This is a genomic window from Colwellia sp. 75C3, from assembly GCF_002836255.1.
GTDB lineage: Bacteria > Pseudomonadota > Gammaproteobacteria > Enterobacterales > Alteromonadaceae > Colwellia.
Genome location: NZ_PJAU01000033.1, coordinates 468552 through 482390, shown reverse-complemented (window position 1 = coordinate 482390; position 13839 = coordinate 468552). Strand labels below are relative to the sequence as shown.

12 protein-coding genes are annotated in these 13839 nt (G+C 38.8%); 3 read left to right on the top strand and 9 right to left on the bottom strand.

The annotated features are described in order from the left end of the window. Position 1: 1 nt before the first annotated feature. From gspJ to gspC, 8 genes are all read right to left on the bottom strand, one after another. The gene (gspJ, locus tag CXF85_RS06510) at positions 2-661 is read right to left on the bottom strand and encodes a type II secretion system minor pseudopilin GspJ (RefSeq protein ID WP_101227701.1); all 660 of its coding nucleotides are present in this window, start codon (positions 659-661) and stop codon (positions 2-4) included. After that, complete coding sequence (gene gspI, locus CXF85_RS06505; protein WP_101227700.1) at positions 661-1050, bottom strand: type II secretion system minor pseudopilin GspI; 390 nt, start codon at positions 1048-1050, stop codon at positions 661-663. The genes gspJ and gspI overlap by 1 nt, the downstream gene beginning before the upstream one ends. Further along, positions 1043-1663 carry a type II secretion system minor pseudopilin GspH gene (gene gspH, locus CXF85_RS06500; protein ID WP_232771099.1) on the bottom strand — a complete coding sequence of 207 codons (621 nt, stop codon included), beginning with the start codon at positions 1661-1663 and terminating at the stop codon, positions 1043-1045. The genes gspI and gspH overlap by 8 nt, the downstream gene beginning before the upstream one ends. 187 nt (positions 1664-1850) lie before the next feature. Then, complete coding sequence (gene gspG / locus CXF85_RS06495; RefSeq protein ID WP_101227938.1) at positions 1851-2288, bottom strand: type II secretion system major pseudopilin GspG; 438 nt, start codon at positions 2286-2288, stop codon at positions 1851-1853. 43 nt (positions 2289-2331) lie between these two features. Then, positions 2332-3573: a type II secretion system inner membrane protein GspF gene (gspF, locus tag CXF85_RS06490; RefSeq protein ID WP_101227698.1), complete on the bottom strand. Its 1242-nt coding sequence runs from the start codon at positions 3571-3573 to the stop codon at positions 2332-2334. A gap of 47 nt (positions 3574-3620) precedes the next feature. Continuing rightward, positions 3621-5150 (bottom strand): type II secretion system ATPase GspE, encoded by a 1530-nt coding sequence (gspE, locus tag CXF85_RS06485; RefSeq protein ID WP_101227697.1) that lies wholly within the window; start codon positions 5148-5150, stop codon positions 3621-3623. Beyond that, entirely contained in the window at positions 5150-7231 is a 2082-nt protein-coding gene (gene gspD, locus CXF85_RS06480) for a type II secretion system secretin GspD (RefSeq protein WP_101227696.1), read from the bottom strand. The genes gspE and gspD overlap by 1 nt, the downstream gene beginning before the upstream one ends. A gap of 127 nt (positions 7232-7358) precedes the next feature. Continuing rightward, positions 7359-8291: a type II secretion system protein GspC gene (gene gspC / locus CXF85_RS06475; RefSeq protein ID WP_232771098.1), complete on the bottom strand. Its 933-nt coding sequence runs from the start codon at positions 8289-8291 to the stop codon at positions 7359-7361. A 539-nt stretch (positions 8292-8830) separates the two neighbouring features. Between gspC and CXF85_RS06470 the strand changes: the two genes are divergently transcribed. The 3 genes from CXF85_RS06470 (at position 8831) to pckA (ending at position 12085) form a co-directional block, all read left to right on the top strand. Further along, positions 8831-9235 (top strand): S4 domain-containing protein, encoded by a 405-nt coding sequence (locus CXF85_RS06470; protein WP_101227694.1) that lies wholly within the window; start codon positions 8831-8833, stop codon positions 9233-9235. Between the two features lie 5 nt (positions 9236-9240). Next, positions 9241-10113 carry an Hsp33 family molecular chaperone HslO gene (gene hslO, locus CXF85_RS06465; RefSeq protein ID WP_101227693.1) on the top strand — a complete coding sequence of 291 codons (873 nt, stop codon included), beginning with the start codon at positions 9241-9243 and terminating at the stop codon, positions 10111-10113. A gap of 334 nt (positions 10114-10447) precedes the next feature. Further along, a complete protein-coding gene (gene pckA, locus CXF85_RS06460) occupies positions 10448-12085 on the top strand; it encodes a phosphoenolpyruvate carboxykinase (ATP) (protein ID WP_101227692.1) in 1638 nt (545 codons plus the stop codon). A gap of 441 nt (positions 12086-12526) precedes the next feature. Here the strand turns inward: pckA and envZ are convergent, their stop codons facing one another. Beyond that, positions 12527-13819 (bottom strand): two-component system sensor histidine kinase EnvZ, encoded by a 1293-nt coding sequence (envZ, locus tag CXF85_RS06455; RefSeq protein WP_101227691.1) that lies wholly within the window; start codon positions 13817-13819, stop codon positions 12527-12529. Between the last annotated feature and the right edge of the window lie 20 nt (positions 13820-13839).

The window sequence follows — 13839 nt, the reverse complement described above, 5'->3', positions numbered from 1 at the left end:
GTTAGGTTCTACTCTGTTCAGCGGTAGAATCATCACCTGCTACTAAAAACTGACGACGAATCAAACCATAGTCTTCTGTTTCAATTTCAATAGCAATGGCTAGCGGTAATGTTTCGCCAGACCATTTTTTTTGCCACTTTTTACCATCATGAAATTCAAACCCGACACTTGTTACCAGAGTTATTAAGGGTCTTATTCTCGGCTCTTGACCAACGACAGCATCAACAAAGTTATAATGTAAACGCTGCAATGTATCATCAACGAGACGATAAGCAACACTTTGCATATCACTACGCGGCAATAGTAACCCTGGATTAGTCCAGCCATTACGTACAAAAGCAATCGCTTGCTCATCAGCTAAAAAGCTATCATCAGCGGTTTGTATAAAAGTTTTACCGGGCTCTTCGCCATTCACGCGCATAGTGCGTTTAGCTATTTGAGTAAAATCTCGTTCCATTAATAAAAAGGCACGTTGCAATTCATTTTGCCTTTCACTACGAATTTTTGAGCTTTCATCGCCACGTAATACGGTATCAAAGATGGTAAAACTGGCCAAACTAACGACTGAGAATATAGCAATAGCAATCAGCACCTCTAGTAAGGTAAAACCTTGATGTGCGGATTTAACCACGGTATTCATTTTATTAAGACTTACGTTCATCAGGGTTTATCCTGAGCCAGATAAGTCATTAAGCTAGCACTTACTAACTCATCGTCTTCTTTTAAGCGTATTTCCATCACTAAGGAGCGTAATTCTTTATTCGTTGTTTTAATCACTTTCTGCTGCCAATACCAGGTTCTACCCGCCATCTCAACGTTACCTTTCTTGTTGTTTTTAGGCGGCCAAGTTTTATCTAAACTGACTTCAACTAATTGATTGGAGGCAACCCAGTTAGCAAACATTTGTTCTTCTAAATGACTAATATGACGGTAATTATTATCCGCAACGCCGAGCAGCGCTAATCCTGCAATAGAAAAAACGGCCATCGCTAGCATCACTTCAATTAAGGTAAAACCAGCTTGCTTAAAAAGATTAACGTTATTAGTCATCGAGCACTGGTCCCTCAATAGTTAATGGCACACTGTATAAACCCGTAACGCGATAAGCTAAATCTTCAGCGTCTTCGATATAGGCAAGCTCTTCAGTTAAACGAAAAGTAACACTAAAAGGGCTAAGGTCACCCCCTGAGAGAATATAGACTTGCGGAATTATTTTTTTCTCTTGTTCTTCTTTAGAAAGCAAAGTGAAATCATCTTCATCTTTTTCTTTAAAAGTATCAGCATCAAAGAGCATTGGCTCTTCAATGGGTAAATCATCTAGCTCTATGCTGAGCTCGACTTCTTCCGGCACAGTAACATTGGCTTGCCAGTCTTGATCAGGAATTTCAGTCCATTGCGTGCCGTCATAACCAACAAACTGATAGCTATCTTTGTTAACAATCAACCCTAATTCAATATTATTAAGCATGCCATATTCAGCGGCCACTTCAAAAATAGCAGCAAAGCGAGCACTCTCGTACTGTAATGAATCATCAGGGCGTTTACCCGATACATTAAATTGCACTAAGCTAGCCATAAGACCAACGATAAGCACCACGACCATCAACTCAATTAAGGTAAAGCCACGCTGTTTCAATGCTAATGTTGAATGTTTAAGGTTCATAATAAAGTAATAATGGCTAAAAAGTCTCTTTTACATCGTGGTGTTAAACCGAATTTCTGACTAAAGAGTAATGGTTGAACTTGAAGCTGCAAGGCATAATTTACAGGAAAAGGCACGGAGTTGACGTTAGTCAATGAGTACCTTTGACGCATAAATTTTGCTTTACAGCAAAAAGATCCGCCGTTACTTATTGATAATCGCCTAAATTCCAGTTACCGATATCATCTTCGGTACCGGCTTCGCGGTCTGGACCTACTGAAAATACATCCATTTTACCCTGTTCGCCTGGATTCAATAAAACGTACTCACTACCCCAAGGATCTTTTGGTAAACGTTTAATGTAACCATCTTCAGGAAAACGACGTGGCTCTGGCTCAAGATCGGTTTGTTCAACAAGTGCTTCAAGTCCTTGCTCAGTCGTCGGATAATCATAATTATCCATTTTATACAAACTCAACGAACCTTCTAAAGCGGTAATATCTGATACCGCTTTTTGTGTATTTGCACGCTCTTGGCTACCCATGATGTTCGGTACGATCATACTGGCAATAATACCAATAATTACAATGACGACCATTAGTTCCAACAAACTGAAACCCTGAGATTTTTTCATATTCATATTCATTCCTAACGTCTGATAAATTGATGTAACTACGGTAAAGTTGAAGTTAGCCACCCACTAGGCTATTAAGTTGTAAAATGGGTTCTAAAATGGCCATCACAATAAAGAGTACTACTCCTGCCATGCCGACCATTAGAGCTGGTTCAAATGCTTTCAATGAAATACTCACTAAGGCATCAAATTCTCTATCTTGATTGTCTGCCGCCCTACCTAACATATGCTCTAATTGACCACTTTTCTCACCACTAGCAATCATATGCAACATCATAGGTGGAAACAATTTTGTTTGCTCCAGCGACACACGTAAACTCGACCCTTCACGTACTTTATCGGTCGATGCTTTCACTTGTTTTTTGATATATAAATTATCAAGTACCTCACCTGATATTTTCATACTTTCTAACAAGGGAACGGCACTTGCCGTTAAGATACTTAAAGTACGGGCAAAACGAGCCGTGTTTATACCCCTAGCAACTTTACCTATACCAGGTACTTGTAATAAATACTGATGGAAGGCCATTTCTATACGAGGCTTTTTCAACAACTGGGAAATCAATAACGCTATGACTGCAAACAGTATCACTACAACTAAGCCATAATCTCGAAGAAAATCACTACTGGCAATCAAAAATTGGGTAGTACCGGGTAAACTCTCACCCATGTGTTCAAACTGACCGATAATTTTTGGTACTACAGCCGTTAATAAAACCGCGATAACCCCTACGGCCACAACGGTCATAATAATAGGGTAAACAAGTGCTTGGATTAGTTGTGAGCGCATTTCTTGGCGCTTCTCAGTATAATCAGCTAAACGATTAAGTACTTTATCAAGGTGGCCTGATTTTTCACCTGCTGCAACCATAGAGCGATACAATCGATTAAAAACTTTTGGGTATTCTGCCATACTTTCAGATAGGCCATAACCTTCAGTCACCTTAGTGCGCACGCCCATTATCATACTTTTAATGCGGTTCTTTTCACATTGTTCGCCAACCGCAATTAATGCTTCTTCTAACGGTAATCCTGATTCAATTAACGTGGCTAGTTGACGAGTGATAAGCGCTAACTCTGCGGTGGAGACTTTACCGCCACCACTTTGACTAAAAGCAGCCGAAAAGCTTTTTTTATCATTAGCTTTTTTGTTATTCGCTAATGTTGCAGTAACTTCCGTTGGCATTAAACCTTGATCGCGTAATAATCCACGCACCTGCCTAGCCGTATCACCTTCGATAACGCCTTTTTTAGTTTTACCGCGACTATCTACCGCTTGGTATTCAAATGCTGCCATAATTTTTTATATTAGTTGCTTATATTAAATCGATTACGTTCATATGATTAATCTTCACGAGTAACTCGCAAGACTTCCTCTAAAGTGGTTTTGCCAAGCATAACTTTATCAAAGCCATCTCGACGAATACTGGCACTGGAATGGCGTACGTATTTTTCAATAGCCTGCTCACCTTGGCCATTATGAATAAGTTCACGTACTTTTTCATCGACGGGTAATAACTCATGAATACCAACTCGGCCTCGGTAGCCTTTAAAGCTACATTCAGTACAACCAACAGCACGATAAATCACTGATTCATTATCTTCAGGTAAGGCTAATAATTGCCTTTCTTCTGCATCAGGTAAGTGACTTGCACGACAATGTGGGCAGAGTGTACGTACAAGACGTTGAGCCAAAACGCCCAATAAACTCGACGATAATAAGAAAGGTTCTACTCCCATATCTTCCATACGCGTTATAGCGCCCGCGGCTGTATTGGTATGCAAAGTAGATAAAACTAAATGACCAGTCAAACTTGCTTGTACGGCAATTTGTGCGGTTTCTAAATCACGAATTTCACCTACCATGACTACATCAGGATCCTGACGTAAAATAGCACGTAAACCACGCGCAAAAGTCATGTCAACTTTTGTATTAACTTGGGTTTGTCCTATGCCTTCAATCGCATATTCTATTGGGTCTTCACAGGTTAAAATATTGCGTTCTTTCTCGTCTATCTGAGTTAATCCGGCATAAAGCGTGGTACTTTTACCTGAGCCTGTAGGACCTGTTACTAAGATAATGCCATGAGGTTTTTCGATGAGCGCTGAAAAATTAACACGGTTAGTGTCAGTCATACCTAAGTGTTTTAAATCTAAACGCGCCGCGTTTTTATCTAATAAACGCAATACCACACGTTCACCATGACCGGTAGGCATAGTTGAAACACGTACATCGACAGCACGACCACCGATACGTAACGAAATACGACCATCTTGCGGAATACGTTTTTCAGCTATGTCTAGTTTCGCCATAACTTTAATACGAGAAACGAGCAACGATGCTAGTTTTCGATTAGGTTTGAGTACTTCACGTAAAACACCATCAACACGAAAACGTATTTGTAAGGTATTCTCGAAAGTTTCAATATGTATATCTGAAGCTCTTTCTTTGATAGCTTCACTAAGCATGGCATTGATCAGCTTAATGATTGGCGCATCATCTTCATTTTCAAGTAAATCTTCACTTTCAATGAGTTCATCGGCAAGTGAGTATAAATCAACTTCGTTGCCGATATCTTCCATCATTTGCTGTGCTTCAGAAGAGTCTCGTTGGTAAGCTTGCGTTAATAATAATTCGAAAGCGTCCAAAGTTAAAAAATCAAATTCAAAAGCTGCTTTGAGTATGCGACGCACCTCTAAAATAATATCGAAATTAACATCGGTCAGACAATGTAAAATATAACCACCGGTTTGTTCATCGGTAGAAATGAGAACACTGTGACGTTTAGCAAACGCAAACGGCAATAACCAAGTACTGCTCACTTGTGCTTGCTCTGCCTCATCAATAGCAGCTACTTCTAATTCATCAGACATTATTGCTTCTCTTCCGCAGCAACGCCTTCTGTTGTTACAGGAGGCTTAGGCAATTCGATATTCTTTTCGCCCAACTTCTGCTGATATTCATCAAATGATGGTGGTAACGTTAAGTTGTCTTGCCATTGCGGTAAGATAGGCATATTTTCATTACTCATTAATGACAAACCTTCTTCATGTTTACGAATTTGGTCAGCGCGAATATAGTTATATTTAGATTCACTGATTTCTGTCATTAATGCTGAATCACGGACAATAGTGGCGCGTAAAAACACCATTAAATTACGTTTACGTGTGCTATTACTGGTTGATTTAAATAAATGACCAATGATAGGAATATCACCTAAGATCGGTACCTTTTGCACACTTTCTTGTACATCTTCATCTATCAAACCACCGAGTATTACCGTATCGCCACTGTCAGCCATTACGGTAGTTTTAATCTCTCTTTTATTAATTGAAATATCTACACCCGTTGTGCCACTTACTGAAGAAACTTCTTGTTCAATAATCAATTGCACCGCATTGCCTTCATTCACTTGCGGGGTAACACGTAGTTTAATGCCTACTTCTTGACGGTCTACTGTTTGGAAAGGGTTGGCGTTATTACTACCTGTTGCTGAACCGGTAATAATTGGCACTTCTTGACCAACAATAAAGTAAGCTTCTTCGTTATCTAGTGTCGTAATGCTCGGTGTCGCTAAAATATTAGAATTAGTATCACTGCTTACCGCACTGACAATTGCGCCCCAGTCATTTTTAGCAATACCAAACATCATACCGCTAACATTACCAAGTACTTGTGCAAGAATACTGTAATCGCCATTGGTAGGAGGATTAATCGTAGTATCACCATTTTCCTTGATAACAGTACTACCGTCCTCACCTTCCGCAGCTTTTGCACCAGCGGCAATAGAAGAGATACTGGCAGGGCCATTAGTAAATTGGGTAAAGCCACCCGCTTCGTTATACCACTGCACACCCAAGCTAACACCATCGCTTTCAAATACTTCAACAATAATAGCTTCGACTAATACTTGCGCGCGACGAACATCTAATTGACGAATTACCGCTTCTAAAGAACGTAACATATCTGGCTGTGCGGTAATCACTAACGCATTTGTTGACTCATGCGCCTCAATACTGACATCACGCTTTTTACTGGTACGTGATTTTGTCGTTGCTGGTTTTGCTTCTGAAGAAATAGAATCGCTAACGCCTTGCAATACTTTTACTAAATCTTCAGCTTTAGAATATTTAAGGTAATACACTCGGGTATTGCCATTACTCTCTAATTCACTATCTAAACGTTTAACTAAACGTGCTACTCGCTCACGGGCTTTTACTTCGCCACTGACAATAACGCTATTAGAGCGATCGTCGGCAACAATTTTAGGGATTAAAAAGGTAGGTTGACCCGCTTTACCACCAGTAGGTTTGTTCATCGCTTCGATGATACGCACCATTTCACCCGCGGAAGCATACTTAAGCTTTATAATTTCAACATCTTGATCGCCCGCTCTATCAACGCGTTCGATTATTTTTACTAGTCTATTAACGGTAGAAGCAGTGCCCGTTAACATAATAACGTTTGCAGGATCGTAGTTAACTACGTTACCACCACCGGCTTGGTCTGACAGTTGTCTTAAAAGTGGTACTAATTCACGCACGGTGACATTTTTCACTTCAACAACGCGGGTAACCATTTCATCACCCATAATATTACTATTATCGCCGACTACCGGAATAGCCGCCGTTTTAGCATCTTTATTACGAATGATTTTAACAATATTGTTATCCATTTCTACCGCTGCATAACCGTAGACTTCAAGCACATTGAGAAAAAATTGATAGTATTGCTTTTCCGACAACATATCATAACTACGCACATTGATTTTTCCACGGACATTGGGATCAACGATCATGGTCTTTTTCAAGTTTTTACCGACTATATTAACGAACTCGGTGATTTCAGTGCCCTTAAAATTCGGGGAGTATTGTACAGCACTGGCTTGACCAACGAAACATAAGCAATTAATGGCTATCACTGTTGCTAAGGTTAATAAAAACTTTTTCATCATTAGGGGTATCTCTGCTTTATTATTTTATTAAATTCTTTATTAGAAATTTGTTATTAAACAATCTTTAATTGATAATTTTATTACGTCATTGTTACGATAATTAATTAGGTTAATCTAGTTAATCTAGTTAATTTAAGCTAATAAGTATTTCAGTTAAACTACCTTGGCGGTCGACCAAGAGTGAAATATCACGTGCCGTTTTCATTTCTGCCATCGCTTGCATTGCTTGAGCTGGGGCAATCAAATCAAAACCATTCATTTGAACGGCAACGTCACCCGCTTTTAAACCAGCTTGTTTGAAGAAATCTGGTTTTTTCCCTGGGCGCAGCGTGTAACCTATAATACTTCCGTCTTTTCGCTTAGGTGAAATACGTAAGTAATCACCTATTTTTGCCGGATCATTAGAGAGTTCATTACGCAGATTTTTAGCGGTTGCTGTTAATTGTTTATTACTTCTTTGATCGACAACCCCTGAACCATTGGAATTAGGTCCCACCTTTGGACGAGGCTTTCTAGGCGCTGGTTTATTAGCAACACCTTTTGCTGGTTGGCTGTAGTCAAAACCATCAAGCATTAAGGTTTCTAGTCGGCCTGATTGTTTAATTATTACTCGGTCCATTAACACTTGCTCAAGATTAGCACGCGTGCCAATGATGATATCACCAATACCATAAGTCTCTTGCTTACCCTGGTTTTCAATAACTGCTGCCGCTATAGATTTTTCATCACTGGCTACTAGACCCGACAATATTAAATTTAATTTGGTTTCTGGTACATTAGACATTTCAATTTCAGGTGTTTCAACGGCACCCTCATTGTATTGACCAAAAAGATTAAGCGATTGAATTTTAGCAACATCAATTGTCTTGTTTGCTTTATTCGCATTAACGTTTTTTGAATTGCCATTAACTGAGGTGTTTTTACTCGATTGAGCTTGCGGTACTACTGACCAGGTGATACTTGCACTTACATAAGCAATGTAAACTAATAATAGTACCATCACTAATTGCGCAACACGTCGATGACCTAGTTGAGTGAATAAAGATGTAACCGCTGTCATGTTAGTGGGAAATACCATAGCTACTTATATTGTTATTATTTTGAATAAAATCTATCCATTTATAGTCGCTGCTATATGTTAGATTTCTGTTAAGTAAGCACGGATGATACTTGACCACAAGGCTAGCAACAAGTCATAGCCAGAGTTTTTAAGCTATTTGAGTAAATTAAATCGTAACTAAATAGTAATAAAATCGCTAAAGCTACAGATATAAAGGCTGTTATAATAATTTCAGACACACTCAATTTAAAAAAGTTCCCGTTGTAGGATATACCAAGTCTATTAAGTTATTTCCCACTCAGCGAGAATTAAAAGGCATAGAGGCAAGGCATTGATTGATTATAATGGTTATCCCTTTATCAAAATCAATAACGCCGCATGTAAGCCTTTTAAGCTCGCCCTTTGGGAGCTTATTAGCAAACTGATAATTGCACAAAGTTAATGAAAGATAGACGAACTATGTTTAATCAATCTTGCTTATTCTAAGCTCGCTAATAGAGCTCTGAGTTAGGAATAAATTTAATAGAAATGGTATCCTTATGTCAACAAATCTACCCCCTAAAAATAACTCAATCAGATTAGATAAATGGCTTTGGGCTGCTAGGTTTTATCGAACCCGTGCTATTGCTAAAGAGATGATTGATGGTGGTAAAATTTTTTATAATGGTCAACGTACTAAGTCAGGTAAAGCCGTATCAATCGGTGATATAATAAAAATCAGACAAGGCTTTGAAGAAAAATTAGTTACTGTTATCGCATTAGCCGACAAACGCAGTGACGCTACTTTTGCTCAAACCTTATACCAAGAAAGTAAAGAAAGTATTGATAGTCGTGAGAAAAATGCCCTCGCACGTAAACAAGGCATTTTACTCAGTCCTGCTAGCGATACTAAACCAGATAAAAAACAACGTAGAAAACTACGTGAATTTAAAGAAAGGATCTAACTGCCATGAGCCAATTCAATGTATTAAATCGCTACTTATTCTCCGATGCCCATGCCCGTGGTGAACTCGTACAATTAGATAGCAGCTTTAAAAGTATTATTAAAAACCATAATTATCCTGTCGGTGTAGAAAAACTACTTGGTGAGCTACTTTGTGCGACTTGTCTATTAACCGCGACCCTCAAATTTGAAGGTGATATTACCGTGCAATTGCAAGGTGATGGCCCTGTCGGTTATATGTCTGTTAGCGGAAATAATAAGCAACAAATGCGTGGCATTGCCAAAATGGCAGAAGAAACGTCAGCTGACACTCTGCAAACGTTAATTGGTAAAGGAACGATGATTATCACCATTCGTCCTACTGCTGGTGAAGCCTATCAGGGTGTTGTTGCTTTAGATGAAGAGACCCTTGCCGACTGTTTGGCCCATTACTTTGATGTCTCAGAGCAAATACCTACTAAAATTTGGTTGTTTTGTGATACTGAACAGCAATTAGCTGCTGGTGCTTTAGTGCAATTATTACCTGATGGCGATGGTAGCATTGAAAACAAAGAGCAACAATTGACCGACTTCGAGCACTTATGCCAGCTGACCAATACCATTAAAAGTGAAGAAGTATTTTCCTTAGAAGCTGAAGCATTGCTTTTTCGTTTGTATCACCAAGAAAAAGTGAACATTTTTGACCCTCAGACGGTTAGTTACCTCTGTGGTTGTTCTGCGGATAAATGTTTATCGGCAATATCGCAAATTGAACCTAGTGAAATTAAAGCGATATTAGCAGAGCAAGGAAAAATTTCGATGACGTGTGATTATTGCATCACTACTTATGATTTTGATGAACTAAGCCTAAAAAGTTTCATTTCGAAAGTTAACCATTAACAAAACAGCCCTTTTCCCACTATAAAACAGTAAAAAACTGCCGCCTTAATTATCACTTATCCCACATAGTGATAATTAAGGCCTCTTCAATACCGCTCCACATCCCTTTACTTAACTGACTTTACAGCTACTTACCCCTAATATCGATAACATTCAAGACAACCATTCATGATATTTATAGTGAAAACTTTCACAATAAACTATTTTTTACTTTCGTTTTGGTCACAATTACCCTAAAATACCCACAATGAAGACACCCTGAAAACTTTCATGATGTACTTCATTAACCAACTTACTTAAATTAAAATTTGTCATACTTAGGAGTGAACTTGCTATGACCGCCCCGAAAAACTCAATTGATTTGTCACAATACGGCATCAACGATGTTAACGAAGTAGTTTATAACCCATCGTACGAGTTACTTTTTAGTGAAGAAACTAAAGCTAGCCTTGAAGGCTTTGATAAAGGCGTAGTGACTGAACTTGGTGCAGTTAATGTAGACACGGGAATATTTACCGGTCGCTCTCCTAAAGATAAATATATTGTTCGCGATGACGTAACTCGCGACACGGTATGGTGGTCTGATCAAGGTAAAAATGACAACAAAGCCATGACTCCTGAAACATGGGATCATTTAAAAGGCTTAGTAACCACACAACTTTCTGGTCAACGTTTATTTGTTGTTGATACGTATTGTGGTGCTGATGAAGCAACACGTTTAAAAGTACGTTTCATTACTCAAGTAGCTTGGCAGGCACATTTCGTTAAAAACATGTTCATTCGCCCTACTGATGCAGAGCTTGAAAATTATGAGCCTGATTTTGTGGTAATGAATGGTGCGAAAACAGTTAATGATAAATGGGAAGAACAAGGTTTAAATTCAGAAAACTTTGTTGCTTTCAACTTAACTGAAAAAGTTCAATTGATTGGCGGTACTTGGTACGGCGGCGAAATGAAAAAAGGTATGTTCTCAATGATGAACTACTACCTTCCGTTACAAGGCATAGCTTCTATGCATTGTAGTGCTAACGTTGGTGAAGATGGCGATACAGCAATATTCTTCGGCTTGTCTGGCACAGGTAAAACAACACTATCTACTGATCCTAAACGTCAACTTATCGGTGATGATGAACATGGTTGGGATGATAATGGTGTATTTAACTTTGAAGGTGGCTGTTACGCTAAAACAATCAACCTAAGCAAAGAAAACGAACCTGATATTTACAATGCAATTCGTCGTGACGCTTTATTAGAAAACGTTACCGTTAATGCAAACGGTAAAATTGATTTTGATGATAATTCAAAAACAGAAAACACGCGTGTTTCTTACCCAATTCATCATATCGATAACATTGTTAAGCCTGTTTCACGTGCTGGTCATGCGAAAAAAGTTATTTTCTTAACTGCTGATGCTTTCGGTGTTTTACCTCCTGTTGCTAAGTTAACACCAGAGCAAACAGAATATTACTTCTTATCTGGTTTTACTGCTAAATTAGCAGGTACTGAACGTGGTATTACTGAACCAACACCTACTTTCTCAAGCTGTTTTGGTGCTGCTTTCTTAAGCCTACACCCTACTCAATATGCTAAAGTTTTGCATAAACGTATGGAAGCTGTTGGCGCTGAAGCTTACTTAGTTAATACGGGTTGGAATGGTACAGGTAAACGTATTTCTATCAAAGCAACTCGTGCCATTATTGATGCTATCTTAGATGGTTCAATTGATGATGCGGAAACTGAAATTGTACCGTTATTTAACTTAGAAGTTCCTAAAGTATTAGCGGGTGTTGAAGGTGATATTCTTGACCCACGCAACACTTATGAAGATGTTAATGTTTGGAATGATAAAGCAGAAGACTTAGCAAAACGTTTTGTTAATAACTTTGAGAAGTTCACTGATACTGATAACGGCAAAAAATTAGTTGCTGCTGGTCCTCAGCTTGAAACTGAAGAGTTAAAAGTCGCTAGCTAATCACATATAGCAATTAACATGCTTTAATTAGCATGTTAATCATTAAATAAGCCAGATGTTAACTTAACAGCTGGCTTTTTTATTACCTCAAATTTGATAAAGCTATTACCAACCAGACGAATAACCATGAAACTAAGGAAGTAACCACTTAACGGCAATGCTAATCCTTAGTTAAAAGTCATGATTGAATATTAATGGTTAGAAGTAATACCAATTACATTAAGTTTGTGATCTTGTTGTGCATAGGAAAAATAAATCAGGGCAAGGCGCTCGATTAAGCAATAGCTGGCTATTGGGATTGAGAGCACGCTGACATGGTGTATTTTAACCAGCACAATTGGGCAATAATTAAATGAAATTGGTATAAGTGTGTATTGAAGAGAAGAGCCTCTCAAGAGGCTCATTAGTAGTTGATCATACGATGAAGTGAGTGAAAGTAATTTATTTGAATACTAGCGGTAAATATACTTTTGCCTGTAAGCCACCTGTAGAGCGATTTGAGAGTTCTACTTTGCCGCCATGGGTATCGACAATACGTTTGATGATCGCTAAACCTAAACCACTACCTTCAGTGCCTCGCGCTGTATCTCCTTGGGTAAAAGGTTGAAATAAGCGTTCAATGTCAGCTTCAGGAATACCTGCGCCATTATCACTGACGGTGATAAAGGCAAAATCTTGCTCCACGCCAGTGGAAAGTTCAATTTCATCAGTGGTATAGCGGATAGCATTTTGTACTAAATTTGCCAGCGCACGTCTAACAGCCACATGCCGTAAAGGAATTTTAGGACACTCACCTGGCTGAAAAGTTATCAATCTATCACGTGGTGTTTCAACGTTCAGTACTTCATCAACCAAGTCGTTTAAGTCGCCGAGTTCTGCTTTATCTTTTGAGTCATGGCGAATGTAATCAATAAATTGATCAATGATATTATTCATATCCTCAATATCCGTTTCGATACCTTCTTTTAGGAAGTCATCTTGCTCTTGCATCATTTCGCTAGCTAAACGGATACGCGTTAGGGGCGTACGTAAGTCATGAGAAATACCCGCCATTAATAAGTTACGGTCCTCTTCCAGCTGCTTAATACCTTTAGACATATGATTAAAGGCTTGAGTTACCGCCATGATTTCTGAGGTGCCGCGCTCAATAAGTGGGTCAGGGAAGTCACCTCGACCAACATCTTCTGCGGCTATTTCTAATGACTTTAAAGGCCTATTGAGTTGTCGTACAAAAACCCAACCGCCCATAACACTTAACAAACCAATGACAACCATAAAAAATATTAAGGGTGAAAAGCTGCCTTTTTCCATACCTATTAGCGGAATTTTCACCCACAGATTTGGCGCTTGGGGTGCTCGTATCCAAAAAAGGTATTCATCGCCTTGTGAAATTCTCACTTCAGCGGGCCCACCCAGTAACTCTGACATTTGTTCAGAACGATAAGGATATAAACCCGCATTAGCTAAACCAAACTTGTAGGCATCTTCTTCACGATAGACACCAATACCCGTTTCATTATGAAATGCCTTGGCCATTTTAGGGCTTAATTTAGCATCATCAATATCGATGAAAACCACGCGTACTTGTTTAGCCAGCAACTGATTCATTTGTTTCTGGTTTGGTTCAATAACATAGAGCGCAAAAGAAATGTAGGAAACGATTTGATTGATAAACAGCAAAAAACCTATCAATAAAACCGTTTGCCCAAAGGCACTGCGTGGCAGTATTTTCATATTTATGTCTTAACTTGAAA